Genomic DNA, 25,234 nt, shown 5'->3' on the forward strand with positions numbered 1-25,234 from the left:
CTTAAATTTTAGATTTTAGAATTTAGATTTTAAAAAAGTAACGGTCATTTAAAAACTATCCTCTAAAATTTTATTAATTATTCTTTTTATCTCTTGAAGGTCTTCTGTTATCTCTGTCTCCGCCTCCTCTGTTTCCGCCACCTGAAGGACCAGTTTTCTTCTGTTGTCCTACTAATGGAGAAAGATCTCTTCTACCGTACACTTCGCCTTTCATGATCCAAACTTTAACTCCTAACTTACCGTATTGAGTTAATGCTTCACCGATATGATAATCGATATCTGCTCTGAAAGTTGATAATGGAATTCTTCCGTCTTTGAAAGACTCAGATCTTGCCATTTCAGCACCGTTTAATCTACCAGAGATTTGAACTTTGATTCCTTCTGCACCCATTCTCATGGTAGAAGCGATTGCCATTTTCACGGCTCTTCTGTAAGAGATACGGTTTTCAATTTGCTTAGCGATACTGTCTGCAACTAATACTGCATCAAGTTCAGGTCTTTTGATTTCGAAAATATTGATTTGAATATCCTTTTTTGTAAGTTTCTTCAATTCTTCTTTTAACTTGTCAACTTCCTGACCTCCTTTCCCGATGATTAATCCCGGTCTGGCTGTAGTGATTGTTACTGTTACTAATTTAAGTGTTCTTTCAATATAAATTTTTGAAATTCCACCTTTAGATAATCTTGCTTCAAGGTATCTTCTGATTTTGTAGTCTTCAGCGATTCTGTCTCCATAATCGTTTCCGCCAAACCAGTTAGAATCCCATCCTCTGATGATACCTAATCTGTTACCAATTGGATTTGTCTTCTGTCCCATACCTTGAATTAATTTTCTTTTGTACCTAAGATTAGTGTAATGTGGTTTGATCTTTTTCTGATTCTGTACCCTCTTCCTTGTGGAGCTGGTCTTAGTCTCTTCAATTGTCTAGCACTGTCTACAAAAATTTCTTTAACGATAAGATTAGCTTCTTCAATATCAGCACCTTCGTTCTTTGTTTGCCAGTTGGCCATCGCAGAAAGTAATACTTTTTCTAATTTTTCAGAAGCTCCTTTTTTTGAATATTTTAGGATGCTTAAAGCTTTGTCAACTTCTACCCCTCTGATGATATCAGCAACTAATCTCATCTTTCTAGGAGATGTCGGGCAATCGTTGTGTAATGCTTTTACTACATCTTGATTTGTTAATTTACGTGCTAATGCACTTTCTCTTTTTCTTGATCCCATGATTATCTACTTCCTTTGTTTTTATTACCACCATGACCTCTGAAAGATCTTGTTGGAGAAAATTCGCCTAGCTTGTGACCAACCATGTTTTCTGTAACATAAACAGGGATAAAAGATTTCCCGTTGTGTACTGCAATAGTTTGTCCTACGAAGTCCGGAGAGATCATTGATGCTCTAGACCAAGTTTTAATAACTGTTTTTTTACCAGCTTCTATATTTGCCTGAACCTTCTTATCTAAAGTATATGCGATGAATGGTCCTTTTTTAAGTGATCTTGCCATAATTATTTACGTTTAGATATGATATGACGGTTAGACGCTTTGTTTTTCTTTCTGGTTTTGTAACCTTTAGCCGGCATACCGTTTCTAGATCTTGGGTGACCTCCAGAAGACTTACCTTCTCCACCTCCCATTGGGTGATCTACAGGGTTCATTACTACCGGTCTTGTTCTAGGTCTTCTACCTAACCATCTGCTTCTACCAGCTTTACCTGAAACAGTTAACTGATGATCAGAGTTAGAAACAGATCCAATCATTGCATAACATTCAGTAAGGATCATTCTAGATTCTCCTGAAGGCAATTTGATGATTGCATATTTTCCGTCTCTTGAAGTCAATTGAGCTGAAGAACCAGCACTTCTTGCTAAGATTGCACCTTGACCAGGCTTCATTTCGATACAAGAAATTACTGTACCTAATGGAATGTTTTTCAATTTCATTGCGTTACCTACATTAGGCTCTACGCTTTCTCCTGAAATGATTTTCTGATCAACTTTGATCCCGTTTGGAGCGATGATGTATCTCTTCTCTCCGTCTGCATATTCAACTAAAGCGATGAAAGCAGTTCTGTTTGGATCATATTCTACAGTTTTTACCGTTGCTTCAACATCATGTTTGTTTCTTTTGAAGTCGATAATTCTGTATTTCTTTTTGTGTCCACCTCCGGTGTAACGCATGGTCATTTTACCAGTTTGGTTACGTCCACCTGACTTACTAATACCAACGGTTAGAGACTTCTCTGGTTTGTTGGTAGTAATTTCCTCAAAATTGTTTACAATTCTGAATCTCTGTCCTGGGGTGATAGGTTTTAATTTTCTAACAGACATTACTATTATTTATAATTAATAATTAATTTACAGCAAAAATGTCAATTACTTCCCCTTCTGCAAGAGTGATAATTGCTTTTTTCAATTTGTTTGTCTTTCCTACTTGAAGACCTTTTTTAGTGTGCTTTGAAGAAACTTTAGGAGCATAAATCATGGTTCTAACGTCTGCTACTTTCACACCGTAAGCTACTTCTATCGCTTTTTTAATCTGGATTTTATTCGCCTTAGGTTGTACTAAGAAAGAATAAGCACCTCTTAAATCTGTAAGATAGTTTGCCTTTTCTGAAATAACTGGTTTGATAATTAGTGACATGATTTATTTCTTTAAATTTTCCTGGAATTTTTCAACTGCACCTTCTAAGAAAACGATCTCACCTGCATTGATTAAGTCATAAGAACTGATCTCATTGAACTTCATCACTTTAGTCTTAGGCAAGTTTCTTGAAGATAAATATACATTCTTGTTTGTATCAGGCAGAATGAATAAAGACTTCTTATCGTTCAATGCCAATGCATTCAAGATAGTGATGAAATCTTTAGTTTTAGGAGCAGAAATGCTCAAACCTTCTACAATTTTAATACTGTTATCTTTCATCTTTTGAGAAAGAACAGATTTTTTAGCCAATCTCTTAAGCGCTTTGTTCAATTTGAATCTGTAGTCTCTTGGCTTTGGACCAAAAATTCTACCTCCACCTCTGAAAACCGGTGACTTGATATCACCATATCTTGCAGAACCTGAACCTTTTTGCTTTTTCAACTTTTTAGTTGAACCAGTGATTTCGCTTCTTTCTTTTGATTTATGAGTACCTTGACGCTGAGCAGCAAGATATTGTTTTACTTCTAAGTAAACCGCGTGCTTATTTGGCTCAATACCGAATACAGATTCGTCTAGAGTTACTTTTTTTCCGGTTTCTTTTCCTGATGTATTTAATACTACTAGTTCCATTTTCTGATAATTACATAAGAATTTTTAGCTCCCGGAACAGCACCTTTTACTACTAAAAGATTTTGTTCTTGATCCACTTTTAATACCTGAAGGTTTTGTACAGTTACCTGCTTACCTCCCATTCTACCTGCCATTCTCATTCCTTTGAATACTCTCGAAGGATCCGATCCTGCACCGATAGAACCTGGGGCTCTTAATCTGTTGTGCTGACCGTGAGTGGCTTGCATTACACCTCCAAAGCCGTGTCTTTTAACAACACCCTGGAAACCTTTACCTTTAGAAGTTCCTGTTACATCAACAAATTCACCTTCAGCGAATAAGTTAACTTTTACTTCATCTCCAACGCTTACTGTATCGACGAATTCTCTGTAGAATTCTACCAATTTAGCTTTAGGAGCAGAACCAGCCTTTTTAAAATGGCCGGCTAACGCTTTACCAACGTTCTTTTCACTCTTGTCATCGAAACCTAACTGAACAGATTTATATCCGTCCTTTTCAATGGTTCTGACCTGTAAAACTGAGCAAGGACCTGCCTGGATAACGGTACACGGCATATTTTTGCCGTTTTCGTCAAACAGAGAAGTCATCCCAATTTTTTTTCCAATAATACCTGACATTATTTATATAATATGTTATAAAATTTCCTTGTATTGAATTTCATTTTAAAATATCATGAGTAATTTCTAAGTTTGAATTAGGCATACTTCTTTCCTAAAATGAGTGTGCAAATGTATGAATAATTTTCAAAATGGCAAATATTTATTGCAAATATTTTGATTTATAACCAATTAGGTATTTCCTAAAAATTTAAGGTGAAATTTGTCTGAGATTATTTCTATTTTTGATAAAAAGAATTATGAAATCACTTTTTTCAAAGCCGATAGCTTTTACCAGCCCATATAACCGGCATAAAGACAATCGTGAAAAGCATCTTATATAATTATGAAAAGATTTCAACTGCTTATTATATTTCTTACTATTATTTCCTGCAGCGAAAAACAGAGACATCCTTACACCTATTATTATTGGAAAACAAATCTTGCTTTTAACGAAACTGAAAAAAAGGCACTCAATCAATCTACTGCACCTTATTTGTATACAAGATTTTTTGATGTAGATAAACTGAACGGAAAATTTGAGCCGGTTGCTGTTATCACCCAAGACAAAAGTTTCCAAACTGATAAGAAAATTGTTCCGGCAGTTTTTATAACAAATCGTACTTTTCTGAATATTAAAAAAGAAGAAATAAAATTTCTTGCCCAAAGCATTCATCAGTTAATAAAAAAAAAAATTGCAGATTATACTTTAAAGATCGATAATGAAATCCAGATTGACTGCGACTGGACCGCCGGGACTAAAGATGACTATTTTTTATTTTTGAAGGAATTGAAAAAGATATCTGGCAAACAAATCACCTGTACCTTAAGACTTCATCAGGTGAAAGATAAAAATCTCATGGGAATTCCACCTGTAGAAAAAGTATATCTGATGTGCTATTCTACTTCTTCGCCACTAGAAAACTCTGATATAAATTCGATTTTAGATGTAAATATTCTGAAAAATTATCTGTTTAAACTAGAAGAATATCCTTTGAAAAAGATTGAAGTAGCGCTCCCCATTTATTCCTGGGGAATCGTCACCAATCATTTGGGTAAGCATAAACTAATCAACGCATTATCTAAAAAAAATCTTACGAACCCCAATTTTAATAAAATCTCCGAAAGTGAAATTGAAGTGGCAAAAGACGGTTTCTATTTTGGAAGTTTTCTGAATAAAGGTTTTAAAATAAAAGTCGAAGAAATTTCTGATGAACAGATTGAAGAAGTAATAGAGTTTTTAGATAAAAAATTAAATGCCTACATCATCATATATTATCAATTAGATAGTAAATTTGTATATGGTCGAAATTTTCAAAAAATATAGATTAGAGATAAACTGTTTAAAATAAACACCAATATTAACATGAAAAAGTATCTTCTTACTCTTATCATTGCATCGCTTTTTTATACCAAATCTGAAGCTTGCGCATGGGCAGATCCCGATTATGATTACTTTAATCTTTTTACCCAAAGTATCATAAAAGATAAATCTTACCTGCCTTTTCTTCATAACTATTCTGAAAGATTTTATACTGATTTTAAAAGGTCACAGATTCCTGACGAAAATATAGAATCTTGGCGAAAATATTTTAATAATCAGCTCACCTATTCTGAGACAAATTATCTGGTATATGCAATGACGATGAATGATCTGAACAACCTGAAAAAAGGCAGCCCAAACAATCAGCTGCTGAAAAAAGTAGGATCTGGTTTTTATCAAAAATATCGCGAAGGAATCGATTATCTGATTGAGGCAAAATACCTTGAGCCCTACATGAAAATCAATTATGTAGAAACTGCAGATTCTTTTTATTACAGAGAAAATGAAAATGATAAAAATGCAACCAATTTAGATTACAAAAAAACAGTCTCAGCATTAACTTCCTTATACAATGCTGCAAAAAATCCTGAGATCAAGCAGCGTTACGGTTATCAGCTTGTTCGTTTTAATCATTATACAAGGAATTTTGATACGGCGCTTCAGGCCTTCAAGATGTATGTACAATCTCTTTCATTAAGAGGTGCTGCTTATTATATGGCATTAGATCAATTGGCAGGTGCTCAAAGAGGTCTGCAGATGGGTGAAGATGCAAACTGGAATTTCTTTCAGGTCTTTAAGAACAGCAAGAGCCGTAAAGAATCTGCATTTATTTCGATGAAACTTTCTGACACAGCTTCTTTTAATAATATTCTGAAAAGGGCCGGAAACAACGATGAGAAAAACATGGCCTATTTTCTACTTGGATATGAAGATTTTACCAATCCGATTCCGATGATGGAAAAAATGTATGACATCGATCCTGATTCTGAAATCCTGAAGGTGATGGCTGTGAGAAGTATCAATGAGCTTGAAAGAAGTTATTTACCAACTTACTATTACGATTCTAAAGATTCGGATCAGTCAAGTAAGATTGGGGCAGACAATAACTCAAATAAAATTGAGACGAAAGAGGCAAAACCAAAAGAGCTTTCTTTCTGGCAAAAGATTGTGATGTTTTTTAAAAATCTTTTCAGTTCAAAATCTGATAAAGAAAAAGACGGAAACAAAAACGATCAAAGCGATGACGAACTGCTTGAAAACCCGAACAGAATTCCTTTTTACACGAAAAATCAAAGCTATTATTACGATGATAAGCAAAAAGATTTCCTGGATGATCTGGAACAGTTTACGGATAAAACAAAAGAGAAATCGAAAGACGAATACTGGCAGATCGCAAGTGCTTATCTTAAATTTCTAAAGAAAGATTACAAGGCAAGCACAGAAATTCTCGAAGAAATCAAAACCAGTAATCCCGAATATTTGGAAGAGATCAAAAGAATGAAAGTGTTGAATGACATTGTTTCTCAACCCAAAATAACAGCGGAATTCGAAGATCATCTTATCAAAGATTACGCAGATTATTTTGTTGAAAAGAAAATTGAAAAAGACAGCATCGATGAAGGAGGATATGACTATTACGGCTCTGCTCCATCTACAGCTTCTTTCCTGAAAGATGTTTTGGCAAACCGTTATTTTCTGCAGGGTGAAGACGGGAAATCTTTCCTGATGAATAATAAACTGTCTGATCTTCAATACAACCCCAATTCAACATTAGTAAAAAGCGTGGAAAATTTTTACAGAAAAACGAACAAGACTCAGTTTGAACAGCAGATTATTGCCAAAAATATGGACGACGTTGGCAATATTGATGCTTTTTTTAATGTGATTTACGGTGACCGCGCGATGAGAACGGCTGATTTTGAGAAAGCGAAATCATATTATCAGAAAGCTCAGAATTTCTCCGGAATACCACGGGAAAATTACGAAACATATAATCCAAAAACTGACAAGTACGAAAAATTAGTATACACTGGAGAAAATTATGATGGATACAACAATATTCCGGATTTGGTTTTCGGGCATAATGTTTGGGAAAGTTTCGGAAGTTCAGATGTAGAAAGCATGGTAGCAGAAGGTTATACGGCATTTCCATATATCAAAACCAATATGAATAAGCTTGAATTGGCAGATGCTTTGATTCAGCTAAAAAAAGCAGGAAACGGAAAAGACCAAAAATCTTCTCAAGCCAATCAGCTGATTGGGAATGTTTTGTATAACACATCAATTTTAGGATATTACCGTGAATTGTTTGTGATGGATGTTGACAACAGCAATGGCGGAAAATATGATTTCTGGAGTACAGGTAAGAAAAACCCATATCAGTATTACTACAAGAATTTTACTTCAACAACCTATATCGAGCCTGATAATTTCGATTTAGCTATAAACTATTATAAAAAAGCAATGAATATCTCAACAGATAAAGAACAAAAGGCAAGAATTTTATTTCAGATGGCCAGTGCCGAGCAGGGAAAGTACTATCAATATGAATCAAAAAATCAAGCAAATATCAATTATGATGATCCTCAATGGTCACAGAAAAATGATGCTTACCAAAAACAGCTTAATGATATCAAAAATCAAAAGTACAGAACTTATTTTGCTCAATTGAAGTCACAGTATTCAGATACTGAAGCTGCCAGAACGCTTTTGGGAAGCTGCAGTTACTTTGATTATTTTATGAAGAGATAATTGAAAGCAATAAAAAAAGGAATCAATTGGATTCCTTTTTTTATTGCTGGGCCTGTTCCCGCATCCATTCTTCATATTTCTTTTTAAATGATGCCTGCTTAGAATCCTGATTTCTATGAGCAGCATCTATAGAATGAGATGCATGGATGTCTTCATCTTCTTCTGCAAAATCTGCTAATTTCTCGTAATAACAATGTATTTGATCTAACTCTTTTTCGGTAAGATCTTCGATATCAACCATTCTGTTACTTGCTTTTTCATTGGCTGCGATCAGCTCATTTAGTTTGATTTGAATTGCTTTTGAATCTTTATTCTGTGCTTTCTGAATTAAAAAAACCATCAGGAATGTGATGATTGTTGTACCCGTATTAATCACCAATTGCCATGTTTCAGAATAATTAAATACCGGACCGGAAAGTGCCCAGATTACAACAATTGCAACCGCACTGAGAAAAGCATAAGAGCTGCCCGTAAATTTTGTTGCCCAATTTGAAAATCTTTCGAAAATACTTTTATCTGATTTTGACATTGCTTTTATTTTTATTAAAATTAATCAAAAAACATCTGTTACTTAACAGTTACTATCGGATTTTTTATAGGCTTTTCCGATCTTCAACTTTAATTCCAATACCATTCATTTCACATTCGGATCTCGATTATTTTTATACTGTTCTTTAAATGAACGCGACGTATCACTGAACCATTTTTCTCTTTTTTATGAATTGTCTCCTCTAACTTACTAATTATCACTTTCACTATCATCAGGAGCTTCTACCCTTTCTTCACTGTATCTTTTTTGTTGCCTGTGCTTTTTCCAAAGAACACAAAAGGATGTCGTTTCAATCGGGTTAGGGTGAGGTATATTCCCTCATGCGGTGTCAAAAATATTAAAATCTCGGATTTAAGTTTAGGTTAGGTTTAGTTGTAAATCAGGTAATCACCTTTTTTGTATTGGACTTCATTCTAATTGATAACAAAACAATTCTTTATTGGTCAACGTAAACGGAGTTTTATGACAGGTTGTAAGCGAAAGATTCTTTACCCCGCAGAGCCACGAAGTGGCGAGCTGTTCATAGAACATAGATCATATTGATTGATTGATTGATTGATTGATTGATTGATCAGTTAAGATGATCAAGCTCCGGAGGAGCGGCCTGTTAAAGTCGGCTGGACATAAAAAAATCTGCTATTTAAATATCAAGATAATTTTTGCCTTTGTGTCAGCTTTAAATTTAGCTTCAGTTTATTTCAAAAAAAAAGCTCCTTTATCGTTTGATAAAGGAGCTTTAAAAAAAAGACTGGCGGCGACCTACTCTCCCGCTTTCGCAGTACCATCGGCGCTGGTGGGCTTAACTTCTGTGTTCGGAATGGGAACAGGTGAGCCCCACCGCTAAAACCACCCTAAAGGTTGTATATAGCTGTAAGCATTAGGTTTTAGGCCTTAAGCTTATGGCTTTTTATCGATAAAAATGTTCACAAAGAGAGAACCTTGATTGCGCAATTAAGCGTTGCCAATTAGGCAATAAATCTACGGGTAATTAGTACTACTCGGCTATGCTGTTACCAACTTTACACCTGTAGCCTATCAACGTCGTCATCTCCAACGACCCTTAAAAGATGTCTCATCTTGAGGCGAGTTTCGCACTTATATGCTTTCAGTGCTTATCTCTTCCAAACGTAGCTACTCAGCGGTGCTCCTGGCGGAACAACTGATACACCAGAGGTTTGTTCAATTCGGTCCTCTCGTACTAGAATCAAGCCCTCTCAAACATCTAACGCCCGCAATAGATAGAGACCGAACTGTCTCACGACGTTCTGAACCCAGCTCGCGTGCCACTTTAATGGGCGAACAGCCCAACCCTTGGGACCTTCTCCAGCCCCAGGATGTGACGAGCCGACATCGAGGTGCCGAACCTCCCCGTCGATGTGAGCTCTTGGGGGAGACTAGCCTGTTATCCCCGGAGTACCTTTTATCCTATGAGCGATGGCCCTTCCATACGGAACCACCGGATCACTATGTCCTGCTTTCGCACCTGATCGACTTGTAGGTCTCACAGTCAAGCACCCTTATGCCATTACACTCTACGCACGGTTACCAAGCGTGCTGAGGGTACCTTTGAAAGCCTCCGTTACTCTTTTGGAGGCGACCACCCCAGTCAAACTACCCACCACGCAGTGTCCTTCTAAAAGAAGTTAGGCTCCAAGTAAGTAAAGGGTGGTATTTCAACGTTGACTCCACAAACACTAGCGTGCCTGCTTCAAAGTCTCCCACCTATCCTACACATTACTTACTCAAAGTCAATACGAAGTTATAGTAAAGGTTCACAGGGTCTTTTCGTCCCATTGCGGGTAAACGGCATCTTCACCGTTACTACAATTTCACAGAGCTCATGGTTGAGACAGTGCCCAGATCGTTACACCATTCGTGCAGGTCGGAACTTACCCGACAAGGAATTTCGCTACCTTAGGACCGTTATAGTTACGGCCGCCGTTTACTGGGGCTTCAGTCAAACGCTTCGCATTGCTGCTAACGCCCTTCCTTAACCTTCCAGCACCGGGCAGGTGTCAGACCCTATACAGCATCTTTCGATTTAGCAGAGTCCTGTGTTTTTGATAAACAGTCGCCTGGGCCTCTTCACTGCGGCCAGCATTGCTGCTGGCGTCTCTTCTTCCGAAGTTACGAGACTATTTTGCCTAGTTCCTTAACCATGATTCACTCTAGCACCTTAGGATTCTCTCCTCGACTACCTGTGTCGGTTTTGGTACGGGTTGCTTCACTTCGGCTTTTCTTGGAAGCACTTTCCCTGCAGCAGCTTCGCCCGAAGGCTAGGCCTTGACTATTCCGTCAGTCTCCAGCAGGTACGGCACTCCGTCCCCTTTTTAGTGTGAGCAAGTATGGGAATATTAACCCATTGTCCATCCACTACCCCTTTCGGGTTCGCGTTAGGTCCCGACTAACCCTCAGCTGATTAGCATGGCTGAGGAAACCTTAGTCTTTCGGTGAGCGGGTTTCTCGCCCGCTTTATCGTTACTTATGCCTACATTTTCTTTTCTGTACGCTCCACAATATCTCACGATACTGCTTCTGTGCGAACAGAATGCTCCCCTACCAGATACAACCCAAAGTTGTAAATCCATAGCTTCGGTACTCTATTTATGCCCGATTATTATCCATGCCGGACCGCTCGACTAGTGAGCTGTTACGCACTCTTTAAATGAATGGCTGCTTCCAAGCCAACATCCTAGCTGTCAATGCAGTCCAACCGCGTTGCTTCAACTTAATAGAGATTTGGGGACCTTAGCTGTTGGTCTGGGTTCTTTCCCTCTCGGACACGGACCTTAGCACCCGCGCCCTCACTGCCGTGGAACATTTATTAGCATTCGGAGTTTGTCAGGAATTGGTAGGATTTGACTCCCCCGCATCCAATCAGTAGCTCTACCTCTAATAAACTTATACACGACGCTGCACCTAAATGCATTTCGGGGAGTACGAGCTATCTCCCAGTTTGATTGGCCTTTCACCCCTACCCACAGGTCATCCGAAGACTTTTCAACGTCAACCGGTTCGGTCCTCCACTTTGTGTTACCAAAGCTTCAACCTGCCCATGGGTAGATCACAAGGTTTCGCGTCTAATCCTACTAACTAAGCGCCCTATTCAGACTCGCTTTCGCTCCGGCTCCGGACCTGAAGTCCTTAACCTCGCTAGTAAAATTAACTCGTAGGCTCATTATGCAAAAGGCACGCCGTCACCCAACTTGTGGGCTCCGACCGCTTGTAGGCGTACGGTTTCAGGTTCTATTTCACCCTTCTATTCGAAGTGCTTTTCACCTTTCCTTCACAGTACTTGTTCACTATCGGTCTTTCAGGAGTATTTAGCCTTGGAGGATGGTCCCCCCATATTCAGACAGGATTTCACGTGTCCCGCCCTACTCATTTATCACTTATGTATGCCTTTCATATACGGGGCTATCACCCTCTATGGCTGTTCTTTCCAGAACATTCTATTAAACATATAAAAGCTTTTGGGCTAATCCGCGTTCGCTCGCCACTACTTACGGAATCTCTTCGATTTCTTTTCCTCAGGGTACTTAGATGTTTCAGTTCTCCTGGTTTGCTCTCCTTGCGGAGTGACATGTCTTCAACATGCCGGGTTGCCCCATTCGGACATCTGCGGATCAATTCGTGTGTGCCGATCCCCGCAGCTTTTCGCAGCTTACCGCGTCCTTCTTCGCCTCTGAAAGCCTAGGCATCCGCCATACGCCCTTAACGATTTCTTTCCTAATTATTAATTAGTTCAGTATTTTTTGCTCAGTATTACTACCAAGCTATTTTTGTAAACTCAAACGCTTAATTGCGCTCGGTTTTCTCTTTGTGATATTTTTACCGTTAATGTCAATGATCTTATGTCTTTCTGAAAGTCTGATAAACGGATATTTGTTTTGGCTCTATCCATCGTACTTTTAAATCAAACTCGCAAAACTGTGGAGAATAAGGGAGTCGAACCCTTGACCTCCTGCGTGCAAGGCAGGCGCTCTAGCCAGCTGAGCTAATTCCCCCTCTAGGTAAGATTAAATGATTAAAAGATTTAATAATTAAAAAATTAACAATCGCTAATATTTTAATCTTTCAACTTTTTAATACTTTAATCCCTTCAATTAGTAGTCTCGGGCAGGCTCGAACTGCCGACCTCTACATTATCAGTGTAGCGCTCTAACCAGCTGAGCTACGAGACTCTCTCTAATTAATAATTATTAATTAATAATTGTTAATTATCTCTCTTCCCTAATACTAATTTCTAGTGGGTTTTGTATTTTTATAATATAAGCAACCGAGTAAAAACTAAAACGTTTTCTTTTAAGCAAGTATATGATACATTTAAGTATCTTTTTTGTTTAACGTCTAAGGACGCTCTAAAATGAGATGTTCCAGCCGCACCTTCCGGTACGGCTACCTTGTTACGACTTAGCCCTAGTTACCTGTTTTACCCTAGGCAGCTCCTGTTACGGTCACCGACTTCAGGTACCCCAGACTTCCATGGCTTGACGGGCGGTGTGTACAAGGCCCGGGAACGTATTCACCGCGCCATGGCTGATGCGCGATTACTAGCGATTCCAGCTTCATAGAGTCGAGTTGCAGACTCCAATCCGAACTGAGACCGGCTTTCGAGATTTGCATCACATCGCTGTGTAGCTGCCCTCTGTACCGGCCATTGTATTACGTGTGTGGCCCAAGGCGTAAGGGCCGTGATGATTTGACGTCATCCCCACCTTCCTCTCTACTTGCGTAGGCAGTCTCACTAGAGTCCTCAACTTAATGCTAGCAACTAGTGACAGGGGTTGCGCTCGTTGCAGGACTTAACCTAACACCTCACGGCACGAGCTGACGACAACCATGCAGCACCTTGAAAATTGCCCGAAGGAAGGTCTATTTCTAAACCGATCAATTCCCATTTAAGCCTTGGTAAGGTTCCTCGCGTATCATCGAATTAAACCACATAATCCACCGCTTGTGCGGGCCCCCGTCAATTCCTTTGAGTTTCATTCTTGCGAACGTACTCCCCAGGTGGCTAACTTATCACTTTCGCTTAGTCTCTGAACCCGAAAGCCCAAAAACGAGTTAGCATCGTTTACGGCGTGGACTACCAGGGTATCTAATCCTGTTCGCTCCCCACGCTTTCGTCCATCAGCGTCAGTTAAGACATGGTAACCTGCCTTCGCAATTGGTGTTCTAAGTAATATCTATGCATTTCACCGCTACACTACTTATTCCAGCTACCTCTACCTTACTCAAGACCCGCAGTATCAATGGCAGTTTCATAGTTAAGCTATGAGATTTCACCACTGACTTACGAGTCCGCCTACGGACCCTTTAAACCCAATAAATCCGGATAACGCTTGCACCCTCCGTATTACCGCGGCTGCTGGCACGGAGTTAGCCGGTGCTTATTCATACTGTACCTTCAGCTACCCTCACGAGGGTAGGTTTATCCCAGTATAAAAGAAGTTTACAACCCATAGGGCCTTAGTCCTTCACGCGGGATGGCTGGATCAGGCTCTCACCCATTGTCCAATATTCCTCACTGCTGCCTCCCGTAGGAGTCTGGTCCGTGTCTCAGTACCAGTGTGGGGGATCACCCTCTCAGGCCCCCTAAAGATCATTGACTTGGTGAGCCGTTACCTCACCAACTATCTAATCTTGCGCGTGCCCATCTCTATCCACCGGAGTTTTCAATATCGAATGATGCCATTCAATATATTATGGGGTATTAATCTTCCTTTCGAAAGGCTATCCCCCAGATAAAGGCAGGTTGCACACGTGTTCCGCACCCGTGCGCCGCTCTCAAAGATCCGAAGATCTTCTACCGCTCGGCTTGCATGTGTTAGGCCTCCCGCTAGCGTTCATCCTGAGCCAGGATCAAACTCTCCATTGTATGTTTGTCTTACGCTCACTCAAAGTTTTGACGCTTTAGTTTTTCCTTACTTGGTTGTTATATCTATTTTTCAATGATCTCTTCTCTTCCGCTCCCCCGGCCACCCTTTTCTGTCGTTGGGCTTTGCCGTATTTGCGTGTGCAAAAGTAATAATTTATTCCGAAACAGCCAAATGTTTTTGTGAAAAATTTAAAGTTTTTTTAGTAACCCTAATCTCCCATTTACAACACCTAAACTTCCCTACTCCTGCGCTCCCTTTATCGGGACTGCAAAGATATAAACTTTTTCTTTCCTCACAAATTTTTATCAACTAAATTTTTGCAATTCCCTAAATTTATATCCAAATAGGATCTTCTTTAAACGCCCGCTTTAAGGCTCTCCTGCGCTACCAATCACTCTCGTTTTCAGTGGGGCAAAGATAGGGCATTTTCTATATCCACACAAATTTAATTAACATCATGTTGAAGTTTAATTCATATAACAGCATAAGACACTGAAAGTCTGAGAGAAAAATTTAACGTGGAAGGTTAGGTGAAGGGGGACAACGAATGCTGGTTTGAGGGTTTGAGAATATGGGGGATCGTGCTATAAGCACTGAAGGGCGCTGGGTAACCGTTGGTTAGGCCGCTCTTTTCTTCATGAATTTCTCTGCTGCAAACAGGGCGCTCCTCCAGAGCTCATTGTGGAAAAGTAGTGTATTTGAGCGGTTCCCGGAAAGATCGCACCTGAAAGGATCTTCTTAATTAGATGATTTATTAGTAACCTTTGTGTAAGAAGCTTTGCGTGCAGCTCTCTACGGAACCCAGCTTTCATTTATAAATCATGATGCAAATTGCTCTCCTCCGGAGTTTATGTATTGCCGGTGATCTGGCTACAGATATTTTATGTTTGTAAAGATCAGGCTTTCAGATTTTTCCAAATTAACAAATGAACGCGCTCCGCAGGAGCGCAATGACTACAGGTGATTTTCTAAAACACGATGAAGATGCCGCTGTTTTCTCTGATAAATAATCTCTGCAGACATGGTGCTTCTACGGAGCTTATTACAAGGATGAACTGAAATTAAAAAAATTTTAGTCGTCTCAAGGTAATATTCAAAGAGTCGTATATAAATATGACTGATAAAATTGCTGGGTCTAATTAAATTTAGTGGTAACAATGGTAATTTTTATCGCCTCCCCCCTAGCCCCGATCGAAGCGGCATCCTTTTTTGCGGTGGCGGAGCGCAGCGGAGACCAACGCAAAAAAGATACAGCAAAGAGAGGGAATGAGCTCCTGGAAATAAATCATGCAGACAATAAAAATGAAATTGCTTTTAGGAGATTATTACTTTACGATAATCGTCCTTTATATATTTAAGTTTATTTTATTGGATATGGTAAAGATTGAAAAGCTCTATTCGAAATTCTTAACTTAATTGTTCAACTTATTTTATTGTGTTTAATATTTAAAACTAAAAAATCCCTCTTCTTTCGAAAAGGGATGTATAATATAATGATAATCTAAATTATCACACTTTAATTTCAACGTCTACACCGCTTGGTAATTCAAGTTTCATTAGAGCGTCCACAGTTTTAGAAGAAGAAGAATAGATATCCATCAATCTCTTGTGAGCTGATAATTGGAACTGTTCTCTAGCTTTTTTATTAACGTGCGGAGATCTTAGTACAGTGAAGATTCTCTTATTTGTAGGTAATGGAATTGGTCCGTTTACAACAGCACCAGTAGCCTTTACCGTTTTTACGATTTTCTCAGCAGACTTGTCTACCAAGTTGTAATCGTAAGATTTTAGTTTTATTCTGATTCTTTGTGACATTTCTTTAATTTAAAAAATTAACCTTTTGCTTTAGCAATGATTTCTTCAGCAACGTTTTGAGGAGTTGCCTGGTACTTCTCTAATTCCATAGAAGAAGTAGCTCTTCCTGATGAAAGTGTTCTTAGAGTAGTAACATATCCAAACATCTCAGAAAGTGGAACTGAACCTTTGATGACAACGGCACCATTTTTCTCTTCCTGCCCACTGATCGTACCTCTTCTCTTGTTAAGGTCACCAATGATGTTACCCATATATTCTTCCGGAGTTACAACCTCCAATTTCATAATAGGTTCCATAATTACTGGCTTAGCAGCACGTCCTGCTTCTTTGAAACCGATTTTCGCAGCCAATTCAAAAGAAAGTGCATCAGAATCCACAGCGTGGAAAGATCCGTCTTTAAGAGTAACTTTAATACCTTCAACTTCAAAACCAGCCAAAGGACCGTTCTTCATTGCAGCTTTAAAGCCTTTTTCAATTGCAGGAACAAATTCTCTAGGAACGTTACCACCTTTGATCTCATTGATGAATTCTAACCCAACTTTACCTTCTTCAGCAGGTCCCAATTCAAATACGATATCAGCAAATTTACCCTTACCACCAGATTGTTTTTTGTAAACCTCTCTGTGCTGAGCAACTCTTGTAAGATTTTCTTTGTATTCTACCTGAGGCTGACCTTGGTTAACTTCCACTTTAAATTCTCTTCTCATACGATCTACAAGAATATCAAGGTGAAGCTCACCCATTCCTGAAATAATCGTTTGACCAGAAGCTTCGTCAGTTTTAACCTGGAATGTAGGATCTTCTTCAGCTAATTTAGCTAAAGCATTACCCATTTTATCCTGATCTGCTTTAGTTTTAGGTTCAACAGCAATACCAATTACCGGATCTGGGAAAACCATCGATTCTAGAACGATCGGGTGTTTCTCATCACACATTGTATCACCTGTTTTGATAGATTTAAAACCTACCGCTGCACCAATATCTCCTGCTTCAATATAATCTACAGGATTTTGCTTGTTAGCGTGCATCTGATAAATTCTTGAAATTCTTTCTTTATCACCTGAACGGGTGTTTAAGATATAAGAACCTGCATCTAGTCTACCAGAGTATGCTCTGAAGAATGCCAATCTTCCTACGAAAGGATCGGTAGCAATCTTAAATGCTAAAGCCGCGAAAGGCTCTTTTACGTCTGGTTTTCTTGTAACCTCAAGATCTGTTCTTGGGTCTGTACCTTTAATATCATCTTTATCCAATGGAGAAGGCAAATATTTACATACCGCATCCAACATAAACTGTACTCCTTTATTCTTGAATGAAGAACCACAGGTCATAGGGATAATAGATAAATCGATAGTCGCTTTTCTAAGAGCTTCGTTGATCTCGTCTTCTGAAATTGAATCTGGATCTTCGAAGAATTTCTCCATCAAAGTATCATCATAATCAGCAACTGCTTCAACTAATTTCTCTCTGTATTCCAGAACTTCAGCTTTCATGTCTTCAGGAATTGGCACTACTTCGAAGGTAGCTCCTTGTCCTGCTTCGTCCCAAACGATTGCTCTGTTTTTAATTAGATCCACGACACCTTTGAAATCTTCTTCAGCACCGATTGGTAAAACGATTGGAACTGCGTTTGATCCTAACATCGTCTTAACCTGGTTTACCACGTTAAGGAAGTCAGCACCTTGTCTGTCCATTTTGTTTACGAATCCCATTCTTGCAACTTTATAGTTGTCAGCAAGTCTCCAGTTTGTTTCAGACTGAGGCTCTACTCCGTCTACTGCAGAGAATAAGAATACCAAACCATCTAATACTCTCAAAGATCTGTTTACTTCTACTGTGAAGTCAACGTGTCCCGGTGTATCGATGATGTTGAAGTGGTAAGGCTTAGTTTCAGCTAATGGCCTACCTTGATCTGTTGGGAAATTCCAAGAACAAGTAGTTGCAGCAGAAGTAATGGTAATACCTCTTTCTGCTTCCTGCTCCATCCAGTCCATTGTTGAAGCACCATCATGTACTTCACCAATTTTGTGGTTTACCCCTGTATAGAATAAAATTCTTTCTGTAGTGGTCGTTTTACCGGCATCAATGTGCGCAGCAATACCAATATTTCTTGTAAATTTAAGATCTCTACTCATTTCTAGTTAGAATTTAAAGTGTGAGAAAGCTTTATTAGCTTCCGCCATTTTGTGAGTATCAGATTTCTTTTTGTAAGCAGCACCTTCTTCTCTTGCAGCAGCTACTACTTCGTTAGCCAATTTCAAAGCCATTGACTTATCATTTCTCTTTTTAGAGTAAAGGATTAACCATTTCATTGCCATAGAAATTTTTCTATCAGCTCTGATCGGCATTGGAATCTGGAAGTTGGCTCCACCTACTCTTCTAGAACGTACTTCTACGTGAGGCATAACGTTTGTTAATGCATCTTTCCAGATTTCTAGTGCAGTTTTTTCAGTTTCTCCTTTTTTTGCTTCTACAAGGTCTAATGCATCATAGAATATTTTGAATGCGATAGACTTCTTACCGTCTAGCATCAAGTTGTTTACGAATCTAGTTACCAATTGATCATTAAATTTCGGATCTGGTAACAACGGTCTTTTTTTCGCTTTTGTCTTTCTCATTGTTTCTGTACCTTATTTAATGATTATTTTTTCTTTCCTTTTGCCGGCGCAGCTGCTGCCTGACCTGGTTTTGGTCTCTTAGCTCCGTATTTAGATCTTCTCTGCGTTCTTCCACTAACACCTGCTGTGTCTAGTGCTCCTCTTACGATATGATAACGTACTCCCGGTAGGTCTTTCACCCTTCCGCCGCGTACCAATACTATCGAGTGCTCTTGAAGATTATGTCCTTCGCCCGGGATGTAGGCGTTGACTTCTTTACCGTTTGAAAGTCTTACCCTTGCAACTTTTCTAAGTGCAGAGTTAGGTTTCTTAGGAGTGGTAGTATATACTCTCGTACATACACCTCGTCTTTGTGGACAAGAATCAAGGGCAGCCGATTTACTCTTCTTGGTGAGTGCGACTCTTCCTTTTCTTACTAATTGTTGAATAGTAGGCATTTAATTGCTTTTTATTTTAGGGTGCAAAATTATGAATAATTTTTTAAATGACAATAAGTTATGTGTAAATAATATTTTTTAATATCTAATTATTAATAAAAAAAACAAGCCGACATCTATTGTAAAGTAGTGCTTACTCGCCTTATTATTCAACTATATCTACCTTGACATTTTTATCCCACTTAAAATCTTGTATGTTTTTTGTTAGCAAATCTAAATTTTCCAAATTGATACAGTAGATTGCAACTTCATCCTGAGCCACTGTTATCTTGTTTTTAATTTTTAGGGTAGCAACCTTTTTCCAGCTTTTTGGCACGCGACCTCCAAACCAAACCTCGTATACTACTGCTAGATCATATTGATTCTTAGTAGAAAACTCAGTCAAAAAAATCTCAAATCTATCATCAAAAACCGCCTTGTTTTCATTAAACGGAATCATTTCTTTTGAAGCTAAACCCGCAATATCAAACAAATGAATATCTGTATAATAAGTAATTGCTCCGATGTCATTGGCTACGACTTTAGATTGATTATAATACTGATGTAAAAACTTTGCCGACTGCACCTGCTGTTCATGGATATTCTTACCTCCATCATTTAATACCATATGTGAAATGATCAGCTTGTAAATCATCAGTGAAAAATTGATCAATATTAAAAAACTTATTAATCGTTCCTTCTTTATATAAGCCTTAAAATCTTGAAAAAATAATGTCGTTTTCGGAATTAAAGCCATAGAAAAACCTGTCAGAATATAGGCCTCATACCTAAAGCCACCTTTCAAATCTGCAAACAATGAATGACCGATCATCAGCAGCGAAAAAACAGTGAGAAGAAAATTTCGTTTGACAACTATATCAAAACTCTGTTTTTTAAAATCTCTGAACAAAAAAACAGCACACATCAGAATAGGAAAAAATCCAACTTTATAAAAACTGATGTTGAACAAAAAGTTATCAAATACAATCGTTTTCAACCGGGCGAAAAAATGAGAATCAAAACTAAGCTTTGCCCCTTTTATCACCACAGAATTGGGGAAAAGATAGCCATCCTGCTGATAATTAAAATAACAAAATACTGCTATCGGAATAAAACCCGTTAAAATAACAATTGCTGCTACCTTCCATTTTCTCATTAAAATAAGGCAGAAAGCAAGGGCGGCAAAATAAAACATACTTTCGAAGCGTACCAGTCCCATCAATAAGATCGTGATATAAAAACCAACAGCATATTTTTTGTTTTGATTCAATTTATTTAGGCAGAAAATGTTCATCACAATAAGTAAAATGTGTAGCAAATGTTCCATCCCAGATAATAGCTGAAGATGTAAAACCGCAAAAAATACGGTGAACAAAACCGCACAAATGACACTTTTTGCATCTTTGAAAAACGCTGAATAGTATTTGTTGAGGAAATATATGACTCCTATTCCAAAAAAAAGATTGACATATAGAGGAAGCTGATCATTATTACCAAATAAACTGATAAATATACTTAGTAGAAAAGTATAGAACGGTGCAGAAGAACTTGATGAAAACTGGTGAGACGTCACTCCCCAGACTTGATGTAAAGCAAAATTTTTAGCAATCGCGAGATGAATATATGCATCATCAATAAAATAGGTATAGTGAAAATCTGTTTTGTAAAGTGTATTGATGTAATATCCCAAACATACTGCAGCAAGTATCAAAAATGAAATCCACCAGCTTTTTGACACGTTACTCATATTTATGAACATAAATCAATCATTTTTTAAAATACCAAAGATAACTATCATCAATCAACTAGAGAACATTTCGGCACAATATTTCCTGCATCTAGAATTAAAATTGAAACATATGAAAAATGCCAACATTATCGGTTTACAAGAGACCGACTGCCAAAAAATCTCAGAAAAACTCAATATTCTTTTAGCCAATTATTCTGTGTTTTATCAAAATACCAGAGGTTCGCACTGGAATATCAAAGGTGATCAGTTCTTTACACTTCATCCGAAATTTGAAGAACTGTACAACAGTTTAGTCCTAAAAATTGATGAGATTGCAGAAAGAATTCTTACACTTGGAGCAACACCCGCCCACAATTATTCAGATTATCTTCAGATTTCAACTATACAGGAGAGCAAAGAGGTAAGCAATGGTAATAAAAGTGTAGAAATTATTCTTGATTCTTTTCGGGTCGTGATCGATTTGCAGCGAGAGCTCTTAGATATTACCGAAAAAGCAGGCGACGAAGGTACCAACTCGCAGATGAGCGACTATATTACAGAGCAGGAGAAAGAAGTCTGGATGTACAACTCATACCTAGGGAAGTAAAAAAAGAAAAATCATTTCAACTGTAAATCGCCATCAAAAAGGCGGTTTTTTTTATTTATTTTATTACATTTATTTAAAATTAAAACATGTCCGAAATACGACTCAATTCAATACTAGACAACGATTTTTATAAAATCACCATGCAAAACGCCGTTGTCAAACTTTTTCCAAGTCAAATCGTAAAATATGAATTTATCAACCGCGGAAAACATCATTTCCCACCAGGTTTTGATTCAGCATTGAGAATGATTGTCGATAAAATGGCTGAGCTGAAACTCACCAAAGAAGAAAAAAGATTTTTGGCAAAAACATGTCCTTATTTACATTTGCCCTATTTAGATTTTCTGGAAGGTTATCATTACGATCCGTCGGAAGTGAAGATCGTACAGACCGGGAGTGATCTGAGGGTAACAGTAGAAGGACTTTGGTACAGGACGATTCTTTGGGAAGTGCCTTTGCTGGCTATAATCAGTGAATTACATTATGAAATGAATCATATGGAAAGAGACTCCAACGATATTGTGATGAGCAAAACTCTTGAAAAAGCAGATTCACTAAATGGCTTAGGAGTTAATTTTGCAGAATTCGGGACGAGAAGGAGACATTCGTATAAGGTTCAGAATCTGGTCATGGAAGCTTTAACGCAGAAAAAAGAATCTACATTTATAGGCAGCTCGAATGTACATTTTGCAATGAAATACAATGTAAAACCTATTGGAACTCACGCTCACGAATGGTTCATGTTCCACGGAGCCGAGTTCGGTTTCAAAATGGCGAACGAATTGGCTCTTGAACATTGGGTAGACGTCTATCGCGGCGATTTGGGAGTTGCGCTTTCAGACACTTACACCACTGATGTTTTCTTCCAGCAGTTTGATAAAAAATTTGCTAAGCTTTTTGACGGTGTGCGTCACGACAGCGGAGATCCTTTCGAATTTGCCGACAAAACCATTGCTCATTATAAAAACAATGGCATTAATCCTTTATTTAAATACATCATCTTTTCGGATGCTTTAAATCTTGAAAAAGTAGAAGAAATTACCAATTTCTGCAAAGGAAAAATCGGTGTTTCTTTCGGAATCGGTACCAATCTCACCAACGATGTAGGTTTAAAACCCATGAATATCGTAATGAAATTAATTGGCGTACAGGCATTGAATAAAGAATGGATTCCTACGGTAAAATTATCCGATGAGCACGGAAAATATACGGGAGATCCAAAAATGATTGAGCTGGCAAAAGAATTCCTGAGAATTAAAGATTAATTAAAAAAAAACATCATGATGAAAAATTTATCTCTGCTTTTAGCATTTACCTTGGCTTTAAGCTCATGTTCTATCCAGACAAAAGGCCAAGACGGCAAACCGGGAAAAGCCGGAACATCTGCAGCTCAAATTAAAGAAGAAAAAATGGTTTCAGGATTTAATCAAAAGTTAGCAGATTCGCTCGGAGCAGACCAGTATGGCATGAAACCTTATATAATTGTGATGCTTACAACTGGCTCTGCAAAAATTGAAGACAAAACAAAGATGGGAGAATTGATGAAAGGACATATGCAAAACATTGGTAAACTTGCAAAGGAAGGAAAAGTAGTCATTGCCGGACCTTTCTCAGGAAAAAATCAGCGCGAATATCGCGGAATGTTTATTTTCAACACAAAATCTAAAGAAGAAGCCGAACAATGGGTAAAAACAGATCCAGCGGTTGCTGCCGGAGTTTTCGGTTATGAAATTTTTCCATGGTATGGTTCTGCTGCCCTACCTCTTTATTTAAAGTATCATGATGAGATTGCAAAAGAAAATCCCTGAACAAAAAGAGAACCTTCAAAACCCAATGGTTACTTATTCTTCAAAAGCACCTTCCTTCTTTGATAACGAATACAATATAATACCGATAGAACCCAAAAGGGGAAAAAATAAAATACTGAGCAGACCAACAAATCCTAATTTATTTTTAAATAAAAAATAAAATCCTGCTATATAAATAATTGCACTTACGATTGCAAAAAGCAACAGATTAAATGGGCCAATTGACATATACATCGATAATTATTTAAAGGTTCTAATAAGATTCAAAAATAACTAAATAAAATTCTGACCGGAAAAAAAATTCAAAAATTGTAATTTTGAACAATGGAAATGACTTATCTGATCATCGGTTTTTTTATAGGCGGATTACTGGGCGCAATTATTATCTATTTTGTTATGAAATCATCAACGGTTTCAAGAAATTCTTATGATAGCCTGAACAATGTTTTCATTAAGAATAATTCAGACCTTGAAAACTCAAATCTAAAAAACGTCGAATTAAATCAAATTATTCAAAATGAAAAGGAGCATTTTCTTCAGCAGTCAGATCTATTCAATGATTTGAAAAATGAGTTTGCGAAAATTTCTGCCGAATATTCTTCATTACAATTACAATTTAACGAACACAAAGAAATCCTGAACAAACAAAACATTCAGATAGATTCTCTTATAAATGAAAAGCAGCTGCTTTTCGCTAAAAATTCTGAGCTTTCTGCAATTAATGATCAGTTTAAAAAATCTCTTGAAACGCAAAAAGAAGAAATTTCAAAGATTCAGGACGAAGGAAAACTGCAATTCGAAAATTTAGCCAATAAAATATTAGAAGAAAAAGCAGAAAAGTTCACAACGCTCAATCAAAACAATCTCAAAAACATTCTCGATCCGTTTCAGGAAAAAATCACCGATCTGAAAAATAAAGTCAATGAAGTGTATGAAAAAGAAAACAAGGAGCGTTTTTCTCTTGGCGAAAAAGTAAAAGAACTGGCAATGCTCAATCAGCAGATCTCTGAAGACGCCAAAAAACTGACGCGGGCGTTGAAAGGCGAAAGCAAAACCCAGGGAAATTGGGGTGAAATGATTCTGGAAAGTATTTTAGAAAAATCCGGCCTCTCGAAAGGAAGAGAATATTTTCTGGAACACGAACTTAAAGATGAAGACAACAAAGCTCTATTCTCAGAATTTTCGGGTAAAAAAATGCGCCCAGATGCAATCGTAAAATATCCCGACGAAAGAAATGTGATTATTGATTCTAAAGTTTCATTAACCGCTTTCACTGAATTAGTCGACGAGAATGACAGTGACATCTATCAGATCAAACTCAACCAGCATTTATCATCGGTCAAAAATCACATCAGCCAGCTGAGCCAGAAAGCGTATGATGACTACGGAAAATCGCTTGACTTTGTCATGATGTTCATTCCAAGCGAACCTGCTTATATTGCTGCAATGCAGGCAGATCAAAATCTCTGGAATTTTGCTTATGAGAAAAGAATCTTACTTTTAAATCCCAGCAATCTGATCACGTCTCTCAAGCTGATCGCTGATCTTTGGAAAAGAGAATATCAAAACAGAAATTCTATGGAAATTGCAGAACGTGGCGCCAAACTATATGATAAATTTGCAGGTTTTATAGAAAATCTGGAGAAGGTGGGAAAAAACATCGACCAGGCAAAAAATGTTTACAACGATGCATTCAAACAATTATCAACAGGAAATGATAACTTGATCTCGCAGACCCAAAAACTGAAATCTTTAGGTATTAAAAATAAAAAAGAAATTCCGCAAAGTCTGATTCGCAGTATAAATGAAGAATGATGCTTTCCAAATGACTTTTTACACTTATTTTTGCATCAGTAATTTATT

The 25,234-nt window shown here is 37.8% G+C and carries 20 protein-coding genes, 2 tRNA genes and 3 rRNA genes; 7 read left to right on the plus strand and 18 right to left on the minus strand.

Annotation, left to right across the window (positions count from 1 at the left end; translation table 11 throughout):
- Positions 1-73 precede the first annotated feature (73 nt).
- From rpsC to rplC, 7 genes are read right to left on the minus strand one after another with little or no spacing between them, the layout of a single operon-like run.
- The gene (gene rpsC, locus K0U91_RS04605) at positions 74-817 is read right to left on the minus strand and encodes a 30S ribosomal protein S3 (protein WP_219971498.1); all 744 of its coding nucleotides are present in this window, start codon (positions 815-817) and stop codon (positions 74-76) included.
- Positions 818-825: 8 nt separating this feature from the next.
- Complete coding sequence (gene rplV / locus K0U91_RS04610) at positions 826-1,224, minus strand: 50S ribosomal protein L22 (protein ID WP_219971497.1); 399 nt, start codon at positions 1,222-1,224, stop codon at positions 826-828.
- A 2-nt stretch (positions 1,225-1,226) separates the two neighbouring features.
- The gene (rpsS, locus tag K0U91_RS04615; RefSeq protein ID WP_050378485.1) at positions 1,227-1,505 is read right to left on the minus strand and encodes a 30S ribosomal protein S19; all 279 of its coding nucleotides are present in this window, start codon (positions 1,503-1,505) and stop codon (positions 1,227-1,229) included.
- Positions 1,506-1,507: 2 nt separating this feature from the next.
- Entirely contained in the window at positions 1,508-2,329 is an 822-nt protein-coding gene (gene rplB, locus K0U91_RS04620) for a 50S ribosomal protein L2 (RefSeq protein ID WP_219971495.1), read from the minus strand.
- Between the two features lie 22 nt (positions 2,330-2,351).
- Entirely contained in the window at positions 2,352-2,642 is a 291-nt protein-coding gene (gene rplW, locus K0U91_RS04625) for a 50S ribosomal protein L23 (protein WP_219971494.1), read from the minus strand.
- A 3-nt stretch (positions 2,643-2,645) separates the two neighbouring features.
- Positions 2,646-3,275: a 50S ribosomal protein L4 gene (gene rplD, locus K0U91_RS04630; protein ID WP_219971492.1), complete on the minus strand. Its 630-nt coding sequence runs from the start codon at positions 3,273-3,275 to the stop codon at positions 2,646-2,648.
- Positions 3,266-3,892: a 50S ribosomal protein L3 gene (gene rplC, locus K0U91_RS04635; protein ID WP_162087529.1), complete on the minus strand. Its 627-nt coding sequence runs from the start codon at positions 3,890-3,892 to the stop codon at positions 3,266-3,268. Before rplC ends, rplD begins: the two co-directional genes overlap by 10 nt.
- Positions 3,893-4,217: 325 nt before the next feature.
- Between rplC and K0U91_RS04640 the strand changes: the two genes are divergently transcribed.
- A complete protein-coding gene (locus tag K0U91_RS04640) occupies positions 4,218-5,198 on the plus strand; it encodes a hypothetical protein (protein WP_220180821.1) in 981 nt (326 codons plus the stop codon).
- 39 nt (positions 5,199-5,237) lie between these two features.
- The gene (locus tag K0U91_RS04645; RefSeq protein WP_220180822.1) at positions 5,238-7,946 is read left to right on the plus strand and encodes a hypothetical protein; all 2,709 of its coding nucleotides are present in this window, start codon (positions 5,238-5,240) and stop codon (positions 7,944-7,946) included.
- Positions 7,947-7,986: 40 nt separating this feature from the next.
- On the opposite strand, the gene K0U91_RS04650 is transcribed toward K0U91_RS04645, so the two are convergent.
- The 6 genes from K0U91_RS04650 to K0U91_RS04675 all read right to left on the minus strand — a co-directional run bounded on the left by K0U91_RS04650 (position 7,987) and on the right by K0U91_RS04675 (position 14,377).
- Positions 7,987-8,475 (minus strand): low affinity iron permease family protein, encoded by a 489-nt coding sequence (locus K0U91_RS04650; RefSeq protein ID WP_219971489.1) that lies wholly within the window; start codon positions 8,473-8,475, stop codon positions 7,987-7,989.
- 767 nt (positions 8,476-9,242) lie between these two features.
- Positions 9,243-9,350, minus strand: a 5S ribosomal RNA gene (gene rrf, locus K0U91_RS04655).
- Between the two features lie 114 nt (positions 9,351-9,464).
- Positions 9,465-12,224 (minus strand): 23S ribosomal RNA (locus tag K0U91_RS04660).
- A gap of 205 nt (positions 12,225-12,429) precedes the next feature.
- A tRNA-Ala gene (locus tag K0U91_RS04665) sits at positions 12,430-12,503 on the minus strand.
- Between the two features lie 103 nt (positions 12,504-12,606).
- Positions 12,607-12,680: transfer RNA gene (locus K0U91_RS04670), tRNA-Ile, on the minus strand.
- Between the two features lie 180 nt (positions 12,681-12,860).
- Positions 12,861-14,377, minus strand: a 16S ribosomal RNA gene (locus K0U91_RS04675).
- Together the 16S, 23S and 5S rRNA genes with 2 tRNA genes alongside form the textbook arrangement of a ribosomal RNA operon.
- A 1,158-nt stretch (positions 14,378-15,535) precedes the next feature.
- Here K0U91_RS04675 and K0U91_RS04680 point away from each other — a divergent pair.
- On the plus strand, positions 15,536-15,736 hold the full coding sequence (locus K0U91_RS04680) for a hypothetical protein (RefSeq protein ID WP_220571817.1): 201 nt from the start codon (positions 15,536-15,538) through the stop codon (positions 15,734-15,736).
- A gap of 151 nt (positions 15,737-15,887) precedes the next feature.
- On the opposite strand, the gene rpsJ is transcribed toward K0U91_RS04680, so the two are convergent.
- The 5 genes from rpsJ to K0U91_RS04705 all read right to left on the minus strand — a co-directional run bounded on the left by rpsJ (position 15,888) and on the right by K0U91_RS04705 (position 20,974).
- Positions 15,888-16,193, minus strand: coding sequence for a 30S ribosomal protein S10 (gene rpsJ, locus K0U91_RS04685; protein WP_002661363.1), 306 nt, complete (start codon positions 16,191-16,193; stop codon positions 15,888-15,890).
- 17 nt (positions 16,194-16,210) lie between these two features.
- The gene (gene fusA, locus K0U91_RS04690) at positions 16,211-18,328 is read right to left on the minus strand and encodes an elongation factor G (protein ID WP_219970215.1); all 2,118 of its coding nucleotides are present in this window, start codon (positions 18,326-18,328) and stop codon (positions 16,211-16,213) included.
- Positions 18,329-18,334: 6 nt separating this feature from the next.
- Positions 18,335-18,811, minus strand: coding sequence for a 30S ribosomal protein S7 (gene rpsG, locus K0U91_RS04695; protein ID WP_219970214.1), 477 nt, complete (start codon positions 18,809-18,811; stop codon positions 18,335-18,337).
- Between the two features lie 23 nt (positions 18,812-18,834).
- On the minus strand, positions 18,835-19,248 hold the full coding sequence (gene rpsL, locus K0U91_RS04700; protein WP_027383325.1) for a 30S ribosomal protein S12: 414 nt from the start codon (positions 19,246-19,248) through the stop codon (positions 18,835-18,837).
- 145 nt (positions 19,249-19,393) lie between these two features.
- On the minus strand, positions 19,394-20,974 hold the full coding sequence (locus K0U91_RS04705; protein WP_220178593.1) for a hypothetical protein: 1,581 nt from the start codon (positions 20,972-20,974) through the stop codon (positions 19,394-19,396).
- Positions 20,975-21,086: 112 nt separating this feature from the next.
- On the opposite strand from K0U91_RS04705, the gene K0U91_RS04710 reads away from it, so the two are divergent.
- The 4 genes from K0U91_RS04710 (at position 21,087) to rmuC (ending at position 25,186) form a co-directional block, all read left to right on the plus strand.
- Positions 21,087-21,563, plus strand: a complete 477-nt coding sequence (locus K0U91_RS04710; protein ID WP_220178594.1) for a Dps family protein — start codon at positions 21,087-21,089, stop codon at positions 21,561-21,563.
- A gap of 86 nt (positions 21,564-21,649) precedes the next feature.
- Positions 21,650-22,828 (plus strand): nicotinate phosphoribosyltransferase, encoded by a 1,179-nt coding sequence (pncB, locus tag K0U91_RS04715; RefSeq protein WP_220178595.1) that lies wholly within the window; start codon positions 21,650-21,652, stop codon positions 22,826-22,828.
- A 15-nt stretch (positions 22,829-22,843) separates the two neighbouring features.
- Positions 22,844-23,371: a YciI family protein gene (locus K0U91_RS04720; RefSeq protein WP_258561809.1), complete on the plus strand. Its 528-nt coding sequence runs from the start codon at positions 22,844-22,846 to the stop codon at positions 23,369-23,371.
- Between the two features lie 324 nt (positions 23,372-23,695).
- A complete protein-coding gene (gene rmuC, locus K0U91_RS04725; RefSeq protein WP_408912587.1) occupies positions 23,696-25,186 on the plus strand; it encodes a DNA recombination protein RmuC in 1,491 nt (496 codons plus the stop codon).
- Positions 25,187-25,234 lie beyond the last annotated feature (48 nt).

It is taken from the genome of Chryseobacterium sp. LJ668 (assembly GCF_019613955.1).
GTDB lineage: Bacteria > Bacteroidota > Bacteroidia > Flavobacteriales > Weeksellaceae > Chryseobacterium.

Coding starts and splice junctions, on each gene's coding strand:
- rpsC (WP_219971498.1), bottom strand. CDS start 817: ATGGGACAGAAGACAAATCCAATTGGTAACAGATTAGGTATCATCAGA.
- rplV (WP_219971497.1), bottom strand. CDS start 1,224: ATGGGATCAAGAAAAAGAGAAAGTGCATTAGCACGTAAATTAACAAAT.
- rpsS (WP_050378485.1), bottom strand. CDS start 1,505: ATGGCAAGATCACTTAAAAAAGGACCATTCATCGCATATACTTTAGAT.
- rplB (WP_219971495.1), bottom strand. CDS start 2,329: ATGTCTGTTAGAAAATTAAAACCTATCACCCCAGGACAGAGATTCAGA.
- rplW (WP_219971494.1), bottom strand. CDS start 2,642: ATGTCACTAATTATCAAACCAGTTATTTCAGAAAAGGCAAACTATCTT.
- rplD (WP_219971492.1), bottom strand. CDS start 3,275: ATGGAACTAGTAGTATTAAATACATCAGGAAAAGAAACCGGAAAAAAA.
- rplC (WP_162087529.1), bottom strand. CDS start 3,892: ATGTCAGGTATTATTGGAAAAAAAATTGGGATGACTTCTCTGTTTGAC.
- K0U91_RS04640 (WP_220180821.1), top strand. CDS start 4,218: ATGAAAAGATTTCAACTGCTTATTATATTTCTTACTATTATTTCCTGC.
- K0U91_RS04645 (WP_220180822.1), top strand. CDS start 5,238: ATGAAAAAGTATCTTCTTACTCTTATCATTGCATCGCTTTTTTATACC.
- K0U91_RS04650 (WP_219971489.1), bottom strand. CDS start 8,475: ATGTCAAAATCAGATAAAAGTATTTTCGAAAGATTTTCAAATTGGGCA.
- K0U91_RS04680 (WP_220571817.1), top strand. CDS start 15,536: ATGGTAATTTTTATCGCCTCCCCCCTAGCCCCGATCGAAGCGGCATCC.
- rpsJ (WP_002661363.1), bottom strand. CDS start 16,193: ATGTCACAAAGAATCAGAATAAAACTAAAATCTTACGATTACAACTTG.
- fusA (WP_219970215.1), bottom strand. CDS start 18,328: ATGAGTAGAGATCTTAAATTTACAAGAAATATTGGTATTGCTGCGCAC.
- rpsG (WP_219970214.1), bottom strand. CDS start 18,811: ATGAGAAAGACAAAAGCGAAAAAAAGACCGTTGTTACCAGATCCGAAA.
- rpsL (WP_027383325.1), bottom strand. CDS start 19,248: ATGCCTACTATTCAACAATTAGTAAGAAAAGGAAGAGTCGCACTCACC.
- K0U91_RS04705 (WP_220178593.1), bottom strand. CDS start 20,974: ATGAGTAACGTGTCAAAAAGCTGGTGGATTTCATTTTTGATACTTGCT.
- K0U91_RS04710 (WP_220178594.1), top strand. CDS start 21,087: ATGAAAAATGCCAACATTATCGGTTTACAAGAGACCGACTGCCAAAAA.
- pncB (WP_220178595.1), top strand. CDS start 21,650: ATGTCCGAAATACGACTCAATTCAATACTAGACAACGATTTTTATAAA.
- K0U91_RS04720 (WP_258561809.1), top strand. CDS start 22,844: ATGATGAAAAATTTATCTCTGCTTTTAGCATTTACCTTGGCTTTAAGC.
- rmuC (WP_408912587.1), top strand. CDS start 23,696: ATGGAAATGACTTATCTGATCATCGGTTTTTTTATAGGCGGATTACTG.